This is a genomic window from Ruegeria sp. BE3, from assembly GCF_056538865.1.
Genome location: NZ_JBQFTW010000001.1, coordinates 1,127,423 through 1,146,083 on the forward strand (window position 1 = coordinate 1,127,423; position 18,661 = coordinate 1,146,083).

General features: G+C 57.5%; 18 protein-coding genes. 10 read left to right on the forward strand and 8 right to left on the reverse strand.

Going from position 1 to position 18,661, the window contains the following annotated elements; genetic code table 11:
- The first annotated feature begins 40 nt into the window (after window positions 1–40).
- The 5 genes from ACR0AZ_RS05615 to grxD all read left to right on the forward strand — a co-directional run bounded on the left by ACR0AZ_RS05615 (window position 41) and on the right by grxD (window position 6,740).
- The gene (locus tag ACR0AZ_RS05615) at window positions 41–949 is read left to right on the forward strand and encodes a LysR family transcriptional regulator (RefSeq protein ID WP_480469907.1); all 909 of its coding nucleotides are present in this window, start codon (window positions 41–43) and stop codon (window positions 947–949) included.
- Between the two features lie 268 nt (window positions 950–1,217).
- On the forward strand, window positions 1,218–3,464 hold the full coding sequence (locus ACR0AZ_RS05620; RefSeq protein WP_480469908.1) for a mechanosensitive ion channel family protein: 2,247 nt from the start codon (window positions 1,218–1,220) through the stop codon (window positions 3,462–3,464).
- 188 nt (window positions 3,465–3,652) lie between these two features.
- Window positions 3,653–5,812 (forward strand): phosphoribosylformylglycinamidine synthase subunit PurL, encoded by a 2,160-nt coding sequence (gene purL, locus ACR0AZ_RS05625; RefSeq protein ID WP_480469909.1) that lies wholly within the window; start codon window positions 3,653–3,655, stop codon window positions 5,810–5,812.
- 146 nt (window positions 5,813–5,958) lie between these two features.
- Window positions 5,959–6,195, forward strand: a complete 237-nt coding sequence (locus ACR0AZ_RS05630; protein WP_039530494.1) for a BolA/IbaG family iron-sulfur metabolism protein — start codon at window positions 5,959–5,961, stop codon at window positions 6,193–6,195.
- A 182-nt stretch (window positions 6,196–6,377) separates the two neighbouring features.
- On the forward strand, window positions 6,378–6,740 hold the full coding sequence (gene grxD / locus ACR0AZ_RS05635) for a Grx4 family monothiol glutaredoxin (RefSeq protein WP_170536938.1): 363 nt from the start codon (window positions 6,378–6,380) through the stop codon (window positions 6,738–6,740).
- Window position 6,741: 1 nt separating this feature from the next.
- On the opposite strand, the gene ACR0AZ_RS05640 is transcribed toward grxD, so the two are convergent.
- The 3 genes from ACR0AZ_RS05640 to ACR0AZ_RS05650 are packed head-to-tail and all read right to left on the reverse strand — an operon-like array spanning window position 6,742 to window position 8,317.
- A complete protein-coding gene (locus tag ACR0AZ_RS05640) occupies window positions 6,742–7,095 on the reverse strand; it encodes an MliC family protein (protein WP_480469911.1) in 354 nt (117 codons plus the stop codon).
- Window positions 7,092–7,484 (reverse strand): cell division protein ZapA, encoded by a 393-nt coding sequence (locus ACR0AZ_RS05645; protein ID WP_480469912.1) that lies wholly within the window; start codon window positions 7,482–7,484, stop codon window positions 7,092–7,094. Before ACR0AZ_RS05645 ends, ACR0AZ_RS05640 begins: the two co-directional genes overlap by 4 nt.
- Entirely contained in the window at window positions 7,484–8,317 is an 834-nt protein-coding gene (locus ACR0AZ_RS05650) for a hypothetical protein (RefSeq protein ID WP_480469913.1), read from the reverse strand. Before ACR0AZ_RS05650 ends, ACR0AZ_RS05645 begins: the two co-directional genes overlap by 1 nt.
- 235 nt (window positions 8,318–8,552) lie before the next feature.
- Between ACR0AZ_RS05650 and tkt the strand changes: the two genes are divergently transcribed.
- Window positions 8,553–10,574 carry a transketolase gene (gene tkt / locus ACR0AZ_RS05655; RefSeq protein ID WP_480666976.1) on the forward strand — a complete coding sequence of 674 codons (2,022 nt, stop codon included), beginning with the start codon at window positions 8,553–8,555 and terminating at the stop codon, window positions 10,572–10,574.
- Window positions 10,575–10,625: 51 nt separating this feature from the next.
- Here tkt and ACR0AZ_RS05660 read toward each other — a convergent pair whose 3' ends face one another.
- A complete protein-coding gene (locus ACR0AZ_RS05660) occupies window positions 10,626–11,426 on the reverse strand; it encodes a thioesterase family protein (protein ID WP_480657804.1) in 801 nt (266 codons plus the stop codon).
- An 87-nt stretch (window positions 11,427–11,513) separates the two neighbouring features.
- Window positions 11,514–12,485 carry a DUF808 domain-containing protein gene (locus tag ACR0AZ_RS05665; protein ID WP_480469916.1) on the reverse strand — a complete coding sequence of 324 codons (972 nt, stop codon included), beginning with the start codon at window positions 12,483–12,485 and terminating at the stop codon, window positions 11,514–11,516.
- Window positions 12,486–12,667: 182 nt separating this feature from the next.
- On the opposite strand from ACR0AZ_RS05665, the gene gap (ACR0AZ_RS05670) reads away from it, so the two are divergent.
- From gap (ACR0AZ_RS05670) to gap (ACR0AZ_RS05680), 3 genes are all read left to right on the forward strand, one after another.
- On the forward strand, window positions 12,668–13,669 hold the full coding sequence (gap, locus tag ACR0AZ_RS05670) for a type I glyceraldehyde-3-phosphate dehydrogenase (protein WP_480469917.1): 1,002 nt from the start codon (window positions 12,668–12,670) through the stop codon (window positions 13,667–13,669).
- 72 nt (window positions 13,670–13,741) lie between these two features.
- Entirely contained in the window at window positions 13,742–13,885 is a 144-nt protein-coding gene (locus tag ACR0AZ_RS05675) for a hypothetical protein (protein WP_480469918.1), read from the forward strand.
- Window positions 13,886–13,966: 81 nt separating this feature from the next.
- Entirely contained in the window at window positions 13,967–14,971 is a 1,005-nt protein-coding gene (gap, locus tag ACR0AZ_RS05680) for a type I glyceraldehyde-3-phosphate dehydrogenase (RefSeq protein ID WP_480657806.1), read from the forward strand.
- Here gap (ACR0AZ_RS05680) and coaD read toward each other — a convergent pair.
- From coaD to ACR0AZ_RS05695, 3 genes are all read right to left on the reverse strand, one after another.
- On the reverse strand, window positions 14,963–15,454 hold the full coding sequence (coaD, locus tag ACR0AZ_RS05685) for a pantetheine-phosphate adenylyltransferase (RefSeq protein WP_480469920.1): 492 nt from the start codon (window positions 15,452–15,454) through the stop codon (window positions 14,963–14,965). The genes gap (ACR0AZ_RS05680) and coaD overlap by 9 nt on opposite strands.
- Before the next feature lie 84 nt (window positions 15,455–15,538).
- A complete protein-coding gene (locus ACR0AZ_RS05690; protein ID WP_480469921.1) occupies window positions 15,539–15,976 on the reverse strand; it encodes a CBS domain-containing protein in 438 nt (145 codons plus the stop codon).
- A 60-nt stretch (window positions 15,977–16,036) separates the two neighbouring features.
- The gene (locus ACR0AZ_RS05695; protein ID WP_480469922.1) at window positions 16,037–16,939 is read right to left on the reverse strand and encodes a LysR family transcriptional regulator; all 903 of its coding nucleotides are present in this window, start codon (window positions 16,937–16,939) and stop codon (window positions 16,037–16,039) included.
- A 104-nt stretch (window positions 16,940–17,043) separates the two neighbouring features.
- On the opposite strand from ACR0AZ_RS05695, the gene ACR0AZ_RS05700 reads away from it, so the two are divergent.
- Complete coding sequence (locus ACR0AZ_RS05700) at window positions 17,044–18,543, forward strand: CoA-acylating methylmalonate-semialdehyde dehydrogenase (protein WP_480666978.1); 1,500 nt, start codon at window positions 17,044–17,046, stop codon at window positions 18,541–18,543.
- The last annotated feature ends 118 nt before the right edge of the window (window positions 18,544–18,661 follow it).

Here is an 18,661-nt window from a genome sequence, read left to right on the forward strand (position 1 = left end):
TTTCATATAGGGCTTCCCAAAGATAACGAAAGTTGCGGCGATGGATTGGGATAAGCTCAGAATATTTCATGCGGTTGCGGATGCAGGCAGCCTCACGCATGCAGGAGACAAGCTTAATTTGTCTCAATCTGCAGTGAGCCGTCAGATTCGGGCGCTCGAAGAATCGCTGGATGCGACCCTTTTTCACCGCCACGCACGCGGACTGATTCTAACGGAACAGGGTGAGCTGCTTTTTGATGCAACCTCGACCATGTCCAAGCGCCTTGATGCGGCTGCGGCGCGCATTCGCGACAGCGAGGATGAGGTTTTCGGCGTCCTGCGTGTGACCACCACCTTTGGCTTCGGGACTCTTTGGCTGGCCCCGCGCCTGCCGAAGCTCTACGAGCAATATCCTGATCTGAACATTGACCTGATGCTGGAAGAACGCGTGCTGGACCTGCCCATGCGCGAGGCGGATGTCGCCATCCGCATGAAAGAGCCCAGCCAGGCCGATCTGGTCAGAAAGCGGCTGATGACCGTTCAGATGCTGCTTTATGCAACTCCGACCTATCTTGAGACCCACGGTGGCGCGCCCGGAACGCTTGAGGAGATCTCAAAGCATCGGCTGATCTGCCAAACACCCTCGGCCCCCCAAGTCGGAGCAAGTGCGGCGATGGTACGTCATCTGATGACTTACAACCCTGCCTCGCTGATGACGGTAAACAACTACTTCGGAGTTCTTCAGGGGGTGATACACGATCTCGGGATCGGCGTACTTCCCGATTATGTGACCGATGACTTTCCTGATCTGGTACCGGTCCTGTCCGATATCGAAAGCGCGGACGTGCCCGTTTACCTCGCCTACCCCGAAGAATTGCGTCATTCCAAACGGATAGCGGCATTTCGTGACTTCGTTCAGGATGAGATCATCGCCCATCGCAAGCAGCTTCGGCAGTTGGGCAAACTTTAGCTATGCACCAAAAGCATAGCGGGCATGACGTCTAAAGACCCCAATAATCCTTGATCGTTCATAAAGTGATCCCTAAATGAGCAATCGAAGGCGGTGATGCTGTAACGCTCATCATCTTCATACCTCCCTGTTGGACTACGGCCGAGCTTAGTGCTCGGCCTTTTTTTTGGTCATACCCGGCATCAAGTCTGCGAAACTTCTGGGAAAAATGCACGCATAAGCATATGATCCCGAAAACGATAGAAATTTCGTGTTCGAGGGCAAATCTATGTTCCATCCATTCCGCCTGGTGCTGGCGATTGTATCCGCATTGTTTCTTGCGGTTCCGCTTTATGCACAAGATACCGGCGCCACGGCAACGGTCACCATCCCTGAAGATCTTACCCCCGAACAGGTAGACGACCTGGTCGCACGCATGTCCGACGATCAGGTGCGCGCGATTCTATTGGAACGCCTTGATGCGGTTGCTGAAAAACAGGCCGCAGAGAAAGCGAGTGTCGACGACCCGCTGACGGAAATTAGCGAAATCTGGGCTGAAATGGTTTCATCCTGGACACATGTTCTGACCACGCTACCCAATATCGTGACCGCACAGATTACCGCGTTCAGCAATTTCTCGGATACGTTCGGGACAACTGGGGTCTTTGTGCTTATGGGGCTGGTCCTATCGGTGCTGATTGCAGGGTTCATAGCCGAGAAACTGTTCATCTTCCTGACCCGGCGCTGGCACGAGGCGACCGAGGTCGCCGATGAAGCCGACCTATGGGGCGCTGTGCGATACCTGTTCCGCCGCTTCTGCCGCGAGATCGCCGGGCTGATCGTGTTCTACGTGGTCATTCGTGCCATCGGGCGTGGTCTGTTGACCACTGAACAGATCACCTATGCCGCGCCGTTTGTGTTCTATCTGATCTGGGTGCCACGCCTTGGGGCTGCCGCGTCGCGCTTTGTGCTGGCCCCTGAGAAACCGCAATTCCGGCTGGTCAATATTGACGATCATTGGGCCAAATACCTGCATCGCAACCTAATCGGCCTGCTGATCCTGATCGGCTTCACTCTGTTCGTCATCCGGTTCAACGCGCTTAATGGCGTCACCGGTGACGATACCCGCATCGGCTTCTGGCTGAACGCTGCGATCCATATCTATATCGGCGTCATCGCCTGGACTGCACGCGAGGGGTTGTCCCAAATGATGTTGGGCACCGACCCGGACCACACCAGGTTCGACGAGGAGGTCGCGCGTTATTACCCCTATTTCGCCATTGGCGTCTCGGTGGTGATCTGGCTGCTGGTTGAGTTTCTGATTGCCCAACGCGATCCTGCGGTGATGCGCGTGCTGGTCAACGGGGCGCATTTCAACACCATGTTCTGGCTGCTGATCGCACCGGCGCTTGATACCCTGATACGCGGATTGGTCCGTCACCTGCAGCCGCCAATGTCCGGTGAAGGGCCGCTGGCCGAGCGTGCGTATCGGTCGGCCAAGCGCAGCTATATCCGCATCGGTCGCGTGGTTGCAGGGCTATTTGTGGTCTTCATGATTGCAAACGCATGGCAATTGGACCTGCGCCATGTCGCCTCGGCCGGGGTCAGCGCTGAGGTGGGCGGAACTATCATCGAGTTCCTGCTGATCATCGCCATAGGCTACATCATGAACGAGGTCGTCTCGTTGTGGATCAATCGCCGTCTGGCCAAGGAACAGACCGCAGCCGAAGCCCTAGACGAAGAAGCCGGCGGTGAAGGCGGCGGTGCGGGCGGGTCACGCTTGGCCACAGTTCTGCCGCTGCTGCGGATCACTGCGCAGGTTACGATTGCTGTTATCTTCGGGCTTTTGGCCCTTGGTGCGCTGGGTATCAACATTACTCCGCTTCTGGCCGGCGCAGGTGTTCTGGGTCTGGCCATCGGCTTTGGTGCGCAGAAACTGGTTGCCGATATCGTCGGCGGCATCTTCTTCCTGATCGACGATGCCTTCCGGGTCGGCGAATATGTCGATGTGGGTGGTACTATGGGTACGGTTGAGAAAATCTCAATCCGTTCGATGCAACTGCGTCACCATCGCGGCCCGGTTCATACGATCCCTTATGGCGAGATTCAGAAGCTGACCAATTTCAGCCGTGACTGGGTGATCATGAAGCTGAAATTCACCGTGCCCTTCGACACTGATCCCAACAAGGTAAAGAAAATCTTCAAGAAGATCGGTGCCGAGATGATGCAAGACGAGGTTCACAAGGATGGCTTTCTGCAGCCGTTCAAATCTCAGGGTGTGTTCGACTTCGATGATGTTGGCATGATCATCCGCGGCAAGTTCATGGCCAAGCCGGGCAAGCAGTTCACGCTTCGTAAGGAAATCTTCAACCGCGTGAAGGCTGAATTCAACGCCAACGGCATCGACTTTGCCCGCCGCGAGGTGCGCGTCGCCATTCCCGGACTGGAAGAGGCCGAGAACCTGAGCGAAGAACAAAAGGCAGCGGTAGGTGCTGCGGCGGCCGATACGGTCAACAAAGGACAAAACCCGGCCTGATGTCTTTGCTTCATCCAATCTCAGGCATTGGCTGAAGCAAATGACTTGGACACTCACCGCGGAACCGGTCTTATGGTCGGTTCCGTTTTTCATTCTCTGATGCCCCTGCGCGGGTTTGGCCCTTTCCTCAAGCGGCCCATTGCCCTAAAAGGCGCGCAATCTCGGCCCACTTGGACACAGGACAGAAGATGCAAGAGCCCGCAATCACACCCGATCTGATCGCCGCACACGGGCTCAAGCCCGAGGAATATGACATGATCCTCGAGATCATCGGGCGCGAGCCGACCTTCACCGAGCTTGGCATTTTCTCGGCCATGTGGAACGAGCACTGCTCCTACAAATCGTCCAAGAAGTGGCTGCGCACCCTGCCGACCTCTGGCCCTCAGGTGATCTGCGGCCCGGGTGAGAATGCGGGCGTGGTCGATATCGGCGATGGCCAAGCCGTGGTGTTCAAGATGGAAAGCCACAACCACCCCTCCTACATCGAACCGTATCAAGGCGCGGCGACTGGCGTGGGTGGTATCCTGCGTGATGTCTTCACCATGGGCGCGCGCCCGATTGCATCGATGAATGCGCTGTCCTTTGGCGAACCCGCCCACCACAAGACCCGTCAATTGGTGAATGGCGTGGTTGAAGGTATCGGCGGTTATGGCAACTGCTTTGGCGTACCTTGTGTCGGTGGCGAGGTTCGCTTCCACCCCGCATACAATGGCAACTGCCTGGTGAACGCGTTTGCCGCTGGTTTGGCCGACAGCGATAAGATCTTCTACTCGGCCGCATCCGGCGTCGGCATGCCCGTGGTGTATCTGGGCGCTAAAACCGGCCGTGACGGCGTGGGCGGTGCGACCATGGCCTCGGCCGAGTTTGACGATACCATCGAGGAAAAACGCCCCACGGTTCAGGTCGGCGACCCCTTCACCGAAAAACGTCTGATGGAGGCCACGCTGGAACTGATGCAGACCGGCGCCGTGATCTCGATCCAGGACATGGGTGCTGCGGGCCTGACCTGTTCGGCCGTTGAGATGGGTGACAAAGGTGGCCTTGGCGTGCGTCTCGATCTGGAAAACGTACCCCAGCGCGAAGAGAACATGACAGCATATGAGATGATGCTGTCGGAATCTCAGGAACGCATGCTGATGGTGCTGAAGCCCGAGCTCGAGGCCGAGGCCCGCGCTGTATTCGAGAAATGGGACCTTGATTTTGCAATCGTCGGCGAAACGATCGCCGAGGACCGTTTCTTGATCATGCACAATGGCGAAGTCAAAGCCGATCTCGTGCTGTCCAAACTGTCCTCGACCGCACCAGAATATGACCGTCCATGGGAGCCCACACCCGCAGCTGAGGAGCTGGCCGAGGTTCCTCAGATTGACCCGATTGATGGCCTGCGCGCCCTGCTCGCTTCGCCCAACTACGCGGGCAAGCAATGGGTCTATGAGCAATATGACACCATGGTCATGGCCGACAGCACCCGCACTCCGGGTCTGGGCGCGGGAATGGTCCGCGTGCATGGCACAGACAAGGTGCTGGCTTTCACCAGCGACGTGACTCCGCGCTATGTCCGCGCCAACCCGGTTGAGGGCGGCAAGCAGGCGGTGGCTGAGGCCTATCGCAACCTGACCGCTGTTGGTGCCAAACCGCTGGCTACCACAGACAACCTGAACTTCGGCAATCCCGAAAAGCCCGAGATCATGGGGCAGTTCGTCGGCGCGATTCAAGGTATCGGTGCTGCCGTTGGTGCGCTGGACATGCCCATCGTGTCTGGCAATGTCTCGCTTTATAACGAAACCGACGGTCAGGCGATCCTGCCTACACCGACCATCGGCGCAGTTGGCTTGCTGGCACATTCAGACGACATCATCGGCAATGAAGTCCGCGAGGGTCATGTGGCGCTGGTGATCGGCGAAACCAAAGGTCATCTGGGTCAATCCGCACTGCTGGCCGAAGTGTTCAATCGCGAAGACGGTGACGCACCGCAGGTTGATCTGGACGCGGAAAAGCGTAACGGAGACTTCATCCGAGCCAATCGTCAGATGATCAAGGCTTGCACCGACTTGGGCGATGGCGGCCTTGCCTTGGCGGCCTTTGAACTGGCCGAAGCTGCAGGTGTTGGCGTCTGCCTCGACGATGCCGCGACCGAATTCCTGTTTGGCGAAGACCAGGCGCGCTATCTGGTGGCTTGCAACTTCGATCAGGCCGAGGCCCTGATGATTGCGGCCGGTCAGGCCGGTGTTCCACTGGTTTCGGTCGGTCGTTTCACCGGTGACTGCGTGAAGATCGGCAATTCCGAAGCTTCGCTGGCCGAGCTGACCGATACCTTCCGCAGCAGCTTTGCCGAGGCCGTCGCCTGATCGGCGCACCCTTCGACAGGTTCATATCAGCAAATCCTGTACGTAGCCCTACGTGCAGGATTTGCTGTTTTACCGCACCGCTCCCATCTTGCACGCTCCGGTGCATCGCTCTACATCTTGGGAAAGACCTTCAGGAGTGAACCTACATGCCGATGAGCGCCCACGAGATTGAAACTCTGCTACGCGAAAGCTTTCCCAATGCGGAAATCCAGGTTGGTGGCAGCGATGGCGTACACATGTCCGCCATGGTCGTGGACGAAAGCTTTCGAGGTAAGAACCGCGTCCAGCAGCAGCGCGCGGTCTATGCGGCCTTGAAAGGCAAGATGGACGGCCCAGATGGAGAGCTGCACGCATTGGCGCTGACCACTAAAGTACCGGAATGAAAACCACGTTTTGGGATCTTCTGTCGGCCATAGTTCGTTGGAGAGTACCGAAGACCGAAGGTAAGCCTCCGTTAGGCATGGAAGCAACGAATGTTGACCTTGTGAACAAGGTACAGGCCGAGAACGAACGATTAGAACGTATGAATGGGCGCGACTAGGCGCCATTGACAAGGAAACGCGAAATGACCGACGTGAAAACCCAGATCGACGAAACTGTCAAAGCCAACGACGTGGTGCTGTACATGAAAGGCACCAAAGAAATGCCCCAGTGCGGGTTTTCCTCGCGTGTGGCGGGCGTGCTGAACTATATGGGCGTCGAATATGCCGATGTGAACGTTCTGGCAGATGAAGCGGTACGTCAGGGCATCAAGGACTATTCGGACTGGCCGACCGTGCCTCAACTCTACGTCAAAGGCGAATTTGTCGGCGGTTGCGACATCATCACCGAGATGACGCTATCGGGCGAGCTGGACACTTTGTTCGATGAAAACGGTGTCGGCTACAACAAAGATGCCGCCGACAAGATCCGCGAAGCAAACGCCTGATTTATCGGCTGCTACAGTCCCTGAACAAGACCAGTTCGGGGGCTGTGCTGCCTTCGGCCTGATGGCTGATCGTGGCTTCCCACCCTTTGGACCGCAACGTGTAAGTTCCGTCCGCACCGGCAGATTCATAGCGTATGCCTGACCCACTTTCGGTTTGCTGCATCGCTATCAACTGGCCATCGATGACCATTGCGGCGGCACCTGTTCCGTCCGCAGCGTTGAAGTAGGCCACTGGTACCTGCGTGGCGTTCTCACATGAGAACGTCACCGTGAGTATGTCGATCTCTGCCAACGCCGCTGGAGCCCAAAGCGATAGCGCACAGGCGCAAAGAGAAACGCACTTCAGGCGTATCATACTGTTTTCTCTTCAATAACAGCCGCCAAAGCTTCCGCCCGCGCGGCCATTTCCGCCAGAGTATCCGTCACCGAAGGCGGTACCACCGCAACTTCGATCCGCTCTGGTTGAGGCTGAGGCATATTGCGCAGGCGGTTGAGCTCTGCCTCAACCTCGGCCAGTTTCGCTTCGGCCAGTTTCACGCGATCGTCCTGAGCTGCGGCCTTGTCAGCCAACATCAGGCCAGCCATCAGCAACATACGCGATTCAGGCATGCGCCCGATCTGATCCGACAGCACCTGCGCCTCATCGTCCAACAACTTGGCTGCGGCCTGCAGAAACGCTTCTTCCCCGTCCTGGCAAGAAACGTCAAAGCCGCGGCCACCGATATGAATGGTTACTTCGGGCATTATTCCACCTCTCCTTCAGCCAGTTTGGCGTGGGATAACAACGGCTCAAGTCGTGCGAGCACCGCATGCGCTTCAGCAGCGTCAGACGCCCGGGCAGCGCGGGTTGCTTCAAGCTCTGCCGCCGTCGCGCGGTTCAGCATTTCCGCATCAGCCACACCTTCTTCGGCGGCGGCCCGGAGTTCATCGACAACTGTACGCAATTGCTCGTTCGCGCCGCGCAGTCGTTGAAGGTCATCATCCAACCGGGACATTGCCGCACCATGACTGGCGCGTTCCGCGCGTAGCATCTCAAGCTCAGCGTTGAGTTCGGTCAGGCGTTCGCTGTCAACAAGCTCAGCACGCAACTGGCTGAGTTCCGCTTCCATCTCTTCAGCACGATCCGCAATCGGCGTCAGTTGCTCCACTTCCGCGCGCAGAGACTCGGCCTCTTCAGCCGCTCCTTGATAGCTACTCAGCGTTTCAATTTCTGCCTTCAGAGTTGCAACCTCGTCGCTGTTCTCAAGCGCAGCCTTTGCATCTGCCAACTCGGCCCGTGCGGCCTCAACCGTGGCCAGCTTGGATGTGGCTTCGGCCAATTGTACGCGCAGCGTTTCCGTTTCGTCGCTCTGGGGCGGTTGAGCGCGCATTGCGTCGATTTCCTGCGCATGGCGTTCCTTGAGCGTTTTGATCCGCTCTTCCAATTGCGCATTCGCCAAACGCTCTTCTTCTAGTGCGGCGCGTATCGCTGCGTCATCACCCCCTGTCGGAGTAATATTTTGCAACGACTCGACACCGCTGCCGATCCGCTCCATCGCAGTTATGATACGGCGTTGTAGTTCTTCGATCTGGCTCATGCCCCTGTCACCTCTTTACCAAGGTTCTCTCTGTCGCGCGCCTGCCCGAATCAAGGGTGGCGGCTCTAACCCCTAGTCTAACGGAATGTGACAGAAAATACCCACTGTTTGGTTTCAAGCACTTGCGCAGCACACTTGAAGCGCCACACAAAGGTAATATCGGGTTCTGCTTGCACTTTGACAGGCGGATGATATTCAGCGCCCCATCTGCCCGTAACCCAAAGGAATAACGCCCGTGGACCTGACTGCGCTGCGCACTGCAAACCCCGAACACTGGGACAAAGCTGCGGCCATCCGCACCCTGACCCTTGACGCCGTCGCCGCCGCCAATTCCGGCCATTCCGGCATGCCGATGGGCATGGCCGACGTCGCAACGGTGCTGTTTGAAAAGCACCTGAAATTCGACGCATCCGCCCCGAACTGGCCTGACCGCGACCGCTTTATCCTGTCTGCAGGTCACGGCTCGATGCTGGTTTATTCGCTGCTCTATCTCACCGGCCATGCCGATGTGACGCTGGACGAGATCAAGAACTTCCGCCAGCTGGGTGCAAAAACCGCCGGCCACCCCGAAAACTTCCTGATCGACGGGATCGAGACCACAACGGGCCCGCTGGGTCAGGGTATTTCGAATGCTGTTGGCTTCGCGATGGCAGAAGAGATTCAGCGCGCGCATTATGGCAAGAAAGTCGTCGATCACTATACCTATGTCATCGCTGGCGATGGCTGCCTGATGGAGGGCGTCAGCCAAGAGGCCATCACTCTGGCCGGTCGTCACGAACTCAGCAAACTGATCGTGTTCTGGGACAACAACAACATCACCATCGACGGCACCGTCGATATGGCCGACCGCACCGATCAGGTGCGCCGCTTTGCGGCCTCGGGCTGGCATGTCATCGAGATCGACGGCCATGACCCAAAGGCCATCGACGCCGCTATCGTTCAGGCCAAGAAGTCGAACAAACCGACCATGATTGCGTGCGAAAGCCATATCGCTCTGGGTCACGCAGCGCAGGACACTTCGAAAGGCCACGGTGCGCTGACGGATCAGGATCAGTTGCAAGCCGCGAAAGACGGCTACGGCTGGCCGCACGACGCGTTTGAGGTTCCGGCAAATGTCAAATCTGCATGGGAAGCCATCGGCGCACGCGGTGCTGCTGAGCGAGCAGCCTGGGAAGAGCGTTTTGCTCAGATCTCCGAGCGCAAGCAAGCCGAGTTCAACCGCGCCTACTTGTTCGAAGCCCCCAAGAAGCTGGCGGGCGCAATTCGCGCGTTCAAGAAACAGATGTCGGAAGACCAGCCTAAACTGGCGACCCGTGCCTCGTCGGAAAAGGTTCTGAACGTCGTTAACCCGATCATGACCGAAACCATTGGCGGCTCGGCTGACCTGACTGGCTCGAACAACACCAAGTCTGCGGATATGGGTGTGTTCCTGCCGGAAAACCGCAAGGGTCGCTACATCCACTATGGTATTCGTGAACACGGCATGGCCGCGGCGATGAACGGCATGGCACTACATGGCGGCATTCGTCCCTATGGCGGCACGTTCATGGCCTTCACCGACTATGCCCGTCCCTCGATGCGCCTAGCAGCGTTGATGAAAGTCCCGTCGGTCTTCGTGATGACCCATGACTCGATCGGTCTTGGCGAAGATGGCCCGACTCACCAGCCGGTCGAGCATCTTGCCATCTCGCGCGCGACGCCAAACACCTATGTGTTCCGCCCCGCTGATACGGTGGAAACGGCTGAGGCCTGGGAACTGGCGCTGACCTTCAAGGACAGCCCTTCGGTCCTGTCGCTGACCCGTCAAGGCGTGCCGACCGTGCGGACACAGCACAAAGGCAAGAACCTGACCGCACAAGGCGCCTATGTTCTGGCCGAGGCCGAAAGCAAACGTCAGGCCATACTGATCGCCACTGGCTCGGAGGTATCGCTGGCGATGGAAGCCAAAGCGACGCTCGAAGCCGAAGGCATCGGTACCCGCGTTGTATCCATGCCCTGCATGGAATTGTTCGCTGAGCAGGATGAAGCCTATCGCAAGCGCGTTCTGCCTGCGGGCGCAGTGCGCGTGGGCATCGAGGCCGCCGTCCGTGCCGGAGGCTGGGACCGCTGGCTGCTAGGCGAGCGCGGACGTGAGGCCAAGGCCGGTTTCATCGGCATGTCCAGCTTCGGCGCATCAGCCCCTGCCGGTGAGTTGTACAAGCATTTCGGCATCACTGCCGAGGCCACAGTTGCAAAGGTTAAAGAACTGCTGGGCTAGTTCCGCAGAACGTAACTACAAGGCCCCGGTCAACACCGGGGCCTTTTTTTGTTAGACGAAGATGATCACCGACTGCATGCCATCAACGACCAGATCGCCCTCGGTGTTCCACATCCGCATGACCTGAGAGCTGTAGCCGTCATGTCCGGCTGTCAGCTTATGTTCCATCAGCCACCAGCCATCACGGGTTTGAATGTCTTCGGACAACACATTGAATATCCAGTTCATTGACGAGTTGTTACCCGGTTTTTTCAACGTCGGAAATATTGCGGGTGGCAGCAGATCAGCGATGGCGATCAAGCCCTCGATCCGGCCCCGCATCTCGGCATCATTATGGCGCGCCCAGACTTTTACATATCCATGTTCAGCCCCAGCAAATGGCCGCGCACCTTCGATCAATCGAACATCAAAATTTTCCAGAAACGCGATGGGAAGCCTTGGCAGATTCGGTGGAAAATAGTGATCGGTCGCCTCTGGTAGCGTCTCTGCTTTCGCCGGAAGCGCAAACGCCACATGGCTGTCCTGCGCCTGCCCGAAAGTGAATGTCCCCAACGCGGCTGTTTTACCCTCAATCCTCGCCCGTGCACTGATCGTCGTGACATTCCGCCCTTTGCGAAGCACCTCGGTTTCGATCAGCGGAGGTGATCCTATGGGCGCGGTGAAATTGATCAGGGCCGAGCGCAAAGGTGGCAGATCGTCGACCGCATGTCTCGCTGCAGCCAGCAACAAGGCAGAAGAGAACCCGCCATATGTCGTGCGACCCTGCATCCAATTTGGCGGAACAGGAAACTGCAAATCCCCGTCAATGCGTTCTGAACTGCCAAGAACCTGGGAGAGGCTGAGTTTTGTCATGGATTTCACATTTGATGAGTTACGGCTGGACCATACTCTGCCCTTGCGGGCACGCCAGACGAAACCTCACGTCACATGATCTTGGTTTCAATGTCTTTTCGCCGAGCCCGAAAACGCGCTGATCGCCGGGGACAGAAACTTGGTTGCCAGGGGTATCAGAGCCAGCCCATAGGCCAGACCGAACACACCATCCATTGTCGCCTTGGCGATCCACTTTACCGCGCCGGCCCATTGCTCAGACACAATATGACTCGCTGCATAGGCCCAGTCGTAAATGAGATGACCCAGCCAGCCAAAGCCCAAAACCTCCATGCCGTGGATCATGATCGACCCGCCGACCCACAGCATCGCAGCGGTTCCGACGATTGACAAAACCTTCATGACAACGGGCATCGCCTTGACCAGACCCCTGCCCGTTCCGCGCCCAATCGGCGTCGGTGCGTTTTGCGCCAGATACAAACCGACATCATCCATCTTCACGATCAGTGCGACCGAGCCGTAGACCGCGACGGTCACGCCTATACCCACAACGGCCAGCGTCGCGGCTTGCATCCAGACGTTCGGAGCCTCAATGGCCGCCAAAGCGATGGTCATGATTTCAGCAGACAGGATGAAGTCGGTCTTGATCGCACCCTTCACCTTTTGCTCTTCCAGATGACCGGGATCGGGGTTTTTCATGTCCTCTTCGATCACCTTGCTCCCATGCGGGAACAGGACATGAAAAATCTTCTCAGCCCCCTCAAAGCACAGATAAGACCCCCCTATCATGAGCAGCGGCGTTATCAGCCATGGGGCAAAGTTTGCCAGCAGCAGCGCAACGGGCAGCAACAGAATGATCTTGTTGAAGATCGAACCCCGCGCGATCCGCCAGATGATCGGAAGTTCCCGCGCCGGAGCAAAACCCTGAACGTATTTGGGCGTCACTGCGGCGTCGTCGATGATTACACCAGCGGTCTTGGCCCCCGCCTTGCCGGCAGCAGCAACCACATCGTCAACCGAGGTTGCCGCGACCTTTGCAATGCCTGCCACGTCATCCAACAGGGCCAAAAGACCACTCATCGCGCTTCCTTTCCAATCGTCCGCTCGGATTGGACCCTACCTGATCCAACGGCTAGCGCAAGCGTTAGCGCAACCGGGTCAGGTTTGCGCTAACACCTTAAAAATATGCCAATTTTGCCCTTTTGGGATTCCACATTCGCGGCTATATGCGCAGCAACACAAGCGCATTTTGGAGACGTCGAATGACCATCAAGGTCGGTATCAATGGTTTTGGCCGCATTGGCCGCTGTACCCTGTCGCACATCGCCGCATCGGCGCGCAACGACATCGAAGTGATCAAAGTCAACGCCACCGGCCCGCTGGAAACCTCGGCGCATCTGCTGAAATACGACAGCGTCCACGGACGTTTCCCGCGTGAGGTCTCGATCGAAGGCAACACCATGGATCTGGGCCGCGGCCCGATGGAGATGTTTTCCACCTACGACATGAATGAGCTGGATTGGGAAGGCTGTGATGTCGTCTTGGAATGCACCGGCAAATTCAACGACGGCGTAAAGGCCAAGACCCACCTCGATCGTGGCGCGGGCAAAGTTCTGCTGTCGGCCCCTGGCAAGAATGTCGACAAAACTATCGTGTTCGGTGTGAACCACAACACGCTGACCGCGAATGACAACATGGTCTCGAACGGCTCCTGCACCACGAACTGCCTTGCTCCGCTTGCCAAGGTTCTGGACGAAGGCGTTGGCATCGAGCATGGCATCATGACCACCATCCACGCCTATACCGGCGACCAGCCGACACTCGACCGTCGCCACAGTGACCTCTATCGTGCTCGCGCGGCAGCCATGTCGATGATCCCGACCTCGACCGGTGCTGCGGCAGCACTGGGTGAGGTTCTGCCCAATCTGAAAGGCCGTCTGGATGGCTCAGCCATCCGCGTGCCCACCCCGAATGTTTCGGCCGTTGACCTGTCGTTCCGCGCGTCGCGCGACGTCACCGTTGAAGAGGTGAACGCCATCGTCGAAGAAGCCGCCAAAGGCCCGATGCAGCGCGTTCTGGGCTATGAGCCCGCGCCGCTGGTCTCGACCGATTTCAACCACACCGAAGAAAGCTCGATCTTCGCACCGGATCAGACCCGCGTGGTCGACAACCGAATGGTGCGTGTGTTGGCGTGGTATGACAACGAATGGGGCTTCTCGGTTCGTATGGCAGATGTCGCTGTTGCGATGGGCCGCCTTAACTGACCCTTCGCACATCGCTTGTACCCTTATGCCCGCTCAGGTTATCTGGGCGGGCATTTTCGTTCGGGGCACCCCATGACCAATCAAATCGCCATCTGGCTCGGAGTTCTCATTCTTGGCGGCCTGATGTTGGATGTGGCTTTGTTCGGAACCGAGCACATGCTCTTTCTCGGCAAGAAACTTTATGATTTCCTCGACTGGCTCGCCTTTTGGCGCTGACAGAGGTTTTGCTTGACTTTCGGCGCAATCTGTCATTGTTAGCGCTAACCATTCTTGGACGACATTCGGACGGAGCGCATCATGACACTCAAGCTGGCAATCAACGGATTTGGACGTATCGGACGCGGAGTTCTGCGCGCGGTGATGGAATCGGACCGTACCGATGTCGAAATCGTCGCAATCAACGATCTGGCTAAACCGGAAATGAACGCGCATCTGTTTGAATTCGACAGCGTTCATGGCCGCTATCCCAACCCGGTCACGCTCAGCGACGCTGGTCTGGACGTGGGCGCCGGCCCCATCCGGCTGACCAGCGAGCGCGACCCCGAAGCACTGGACTGGTCGGATGTGGATGTCGTTTTGGAATGCACAGGCGTCTTCCGCACCCGCGAGGCGGCTGAGCGGCACCTTAAAAACGGATCGAAGAAAGTTCTGATCTCGGCCCCTGCCCGTGGCGATGGCGGGGTGAAGACCGTAGTGTTCGGCGTCAACGATCACGAGCTGACTGCCGACGACATTGTTGTCTCCAACGCTTCTTGCACCACCAACTGCCTGTCACCTGTCGCAGCGGCTTTGGATGCGGGACTGGGCATCAAGCATGGCAACATGACCACCGTCCATGCCTATACGGCCAGCCAGCCGGTGCATGATACTGCAGGCAAGGATCCCTACCTGTCTCGAGCAGCAGCTCTGTCGATGATCCCAACCACGACCGGTGCAGCATCGGCCGTCGGGTTGGTCCTGCCTCAATTGGCCGGAAAGCTGACCGGGCAAGCAATCCGTGTGCCGACGCCAAATGTTTCGGTCGTCGATCTCGTGGCCGAAGTTTCTCGCCCAACCACCGAAGATGAGGTCAATGCCCTGTTCGTCGAAGCCGCGGCGAAGATTCCTAGTGTATTGGCCGCCGAGACACGCCCACTGATCTCAATCGACTTCAATCACGACTCTCACAGCTCAACTGTATCCCTGGCGGAAACAAAAGTAACCGACGGAACCTTGGTTCGCGTACTTGCCTGGTATGACAATGAATGGGGTTTCTCGAACCGGATGCTGGACACCGCCACAGCGATGGGCGCTTTATCCTAAGCGCTCTCGCAGAGCAGCATTTACACGGGGCGTGACGAATTTCGACACGTCTCCGTCCAGCCGGGCGATTTCCTTCACCAGTTTCGAGGCAATCGCCTGATGCCGCGCTTCGGCCATCAAAAAGACCGTCTCAATCGAGTTGTCCAGCGCACGGTTCATTCCAACCATCTGGAATTCATACTCAAAATCCGCAACCGCCCGCAGACCACGCACAATGATCTGTGCCCCTACATCGCGGGCACAGTCAATCAGCAGGTTTTCGAAAGGATGCGCCACGATCTCGGTGCCGGTCTGTTCGGTGAGATGCGCGCATTCAGCCTCAATCATCGCCACGCGTTCTTCCAGTGAAAACAACGGCCCTTTGTCGCGATTGATTGCAACCCCGATTACAAGCTTGTCCACCAGAGCTGCGGCCCGACGGATGATATCGATATGACCCAAGGTGATCGGATCAAAGGTTCCAGGATATAATCCAACCCGCATCAGGCCCTCCTGCGCAATAATATTTCTGCGCTAGCAAACACATCTTTGCCGCAGGTGCAAGGGTCAGCTGTGCACCACGCGACCTCAGTGCCCCATAATCATGCCTTCAAGCGCGTCTTTTTCCATCGCAAGCTCAGCCAGTTGTGCCTTCACCGCATCGCCCAGCGTGACGATCCCGATCAGTTTGCCCTCTTCCACGACGGGCATGTGGCGAAACCGGCCTTCGGTCATGCGAGACAGAATGGCCTCAACCGTGTCCTGTCGCGTGGCCGTCACAAGGTCCTTGGTCATATAGGCGCTTACAGGCTTGCCGAGGCATCCGCTGCCGCTGGCTGCAAGTTCGCGCACAATATCACGTTCAGATAAAATGCCCGCCGCCGTCTGACCGCCGTCTTCGGAAATGACCACAGTACCAATCCGCTTGCTTGCCAGAATTTCGGCCGCCTGAGAGACCGTTGCTGATGGTTCGACCGTCACCACCTCGTCAGTGGCCTTGGATTTAAGAATGGCCTGAACAAGCATTAGCAAAACCTCCGGTATAACGTACTGTTTTCCAAAGCGTTGCCGGAATGTCTGAATGTGTCAAGGCGAAGCTTCCCGCTCAAGCCGCGCCACTTCGTCTCGCAGGCCACGAGTCAGGGCCTCGGCGAAGCGGTTCAACCGCTCATTGCGTTGGTCGCCCTGATGACGAACCAGATAGAACCCTCGGGTCAAACTTACCTGATCCGTCAGGATTTTCTGCAATCCCTTGTGAAACGGTAATGTGAAGTCATGTGCGACGCCGACACCCGAACCCAACGAGACCTGCCGCAGCTGCACCGACACTGAATTTGATGCAAGTGCGACACGCTCAATCCCAATATCGTTGAGATAGTCCAACTCACGATCAAAGATCATATCCGGGATATAGCCGATCATGCGATGATCACAGAGATCATTCACCGATCGGATTGGCGGATTGCGGTCGAGATAGGATTGAGCGGCAACGAGATGTAACTTGTAGTCCGTGATCTTCTGGACAAGCAATTTCCCGGCGGTCGGCGCACTAACTGTGATCGCCATATCGGCCTCGCGCCGGGACAGATTGATGATACGTGGAAGGGCCAGTATCTGGATATCCAGATCTGGATTGGCATCGCCGATCTTTGCGCAGACCTGCGGCAAAAGATAGTTGGCGCTGCCATCTGGCGCTCCGATGCGGATCTGACCACTTAACGATTTGGCCGAGCCGGACATGGCCCCCGCCGCTGCGCGCATCGCCTCTTCGGCCTGCTGCCCGTGATCCATCAACCGTTGGCCGGCAGTCGTCAGCACATATCCCTGCTGGGATTTCGTAAACAAAACCGCGTCCAATGCGGCTTCAAGCCGCGCAACCCTACGCCCCACCGTGGCCGGATCAATTTTGAGCATCCTGCCCGCCGCTGACAGGCTTTCCTCGCGTGCCACGGCTAGAAATACGCGCAGATCATCCCAGTTCGGTGTCATCTCGTGCCCTTTGCATTTTTGCAAAACTGATTTGAAACATTGCCTCTGTTCAATGGATTTTCGCAAGCCTATTCTGCGCGCAACTTTGTTTGGAGGAGTTTGCGATGAACGACCTGACCCATTTCATCAATGGTGAAAATGTCGCCGGCACATCGGGCCGTTTCGACGATGTGTTTAACCCCGCCACGGGCGAGGTGCAGTATAAATGTCCGATGGCCAGTGCGGCTGAAACCACTGCAGCCATAGAACACGCCGCTGCAGCCCAGGTTGCTTGGGGGGCCACCAACCCGCAAAAGCGCGCCCGCGTGATGATGGCCATGGTTGGCCTGATGAACCGCGATATGGACAAGCTGGCCGAAGCGCTCAGTCGCGAACACGGCAAGACCCTGCCCGACGCCAAGGGCGATCTGCAACGCGGTCTTGAGGTGATCGAATACTGCATCGGTGCGCCTCAGATGTTGAAAGGTGAATTCACCGACAGCGCGGGCCCAGGCATCGATATGTACTCGATGCGCCAGCCGCTTGGTGTTGTTGCATCGATCATGCCGTTCAACTTCCCTGCCATGATGCCGTTGTGGCATGTTGGTCCGGCGCTGGCTTGTGGCAACGCCGTTGTGCTGAAGCCGTCCGAGCGCGACCCCTCGGTCCCCTTGATGCTGGCGGAACTGTTCATCGAAGCCGGTCTGCCCAAAGGCGTATTCCAGGTTGTGAATGGCGACAAAGAGGCCGTCGACACCCTGCTCGACAGCGAGATCATTCAGGGCGTTTCGTTCGTGGGCTCGACCCCGATTGCGCAGTATATCTATTCCCGTGCCACCGCTAACGGCAAGCGTGCGCAGTGCTTTGGTGGTGCAAAGAACCACATGATCGTCATGCCGGACGCCGATCTGGATCAAGCAGCTGACGCGCTGGTTGGAGCCGGTTTCGGCGCTGCGGGCGAACGCTGCATGGCAATCTCGGTTGCCGTTCCGGTGGGTGAAGAAACCGCCGACGCGCTGATCGAGAAGTTGATCCCCCGCGTCGAAAAGCTGAAGGTTGGTCCCTATACGGCTGGCGATGATGTGGACATGGGTCCGGTTGTGACCGGAGCCGCGAAAGAACGCATTCTTGGCCTGATCAACTCGGGCGAGGAACAGGGCGCGAAGCTGGTTGTCGATAACCGCGACTTCAGCCTGCAGGGCTATGAAGACGGCTTCTTCGTCGGTCCGCACCTGTTCGACAATGTCACGCCCGACATGGACATCTACAAGCAGGAAATCTTTGGCCCGGTTCTGTCCACCGTACGCGCCGGTTCGTATGAAGAGGCGCTGAAACTGGCGATGGATCATGAATACGGCAACGGCACCGCGATCTTCACTCGTGACGGTGATACGGCGCGCGACTTTGCCAGCCGAGTGAACATTGGCATGGTCGGCATCAACGTCCCAATCCCGGTGCCGCTGGCCTATCACACCTTTGGCGGCTGGAAGAAATCCATGTTCGGCGACCTGAACCAGCATGGCCCGGACAGCTTCAAGTTCTATACCCGCACGAAAACCGTCACCTCGCGCTGGCCCTCGGGCATCAAGGAAGGCGGCGAGTTCAACTTCAAAGCGATGGACTGATCGCTTTTGTCGCTATAACGCAAACCCGGCCATATTTGGCCGGGTTTTTCATTTCTCGGCCCAAATTCGCGCCAAGCCGCACCTCACAAGAAATTCAGCAGTGCCCCTCTGGAAAAAT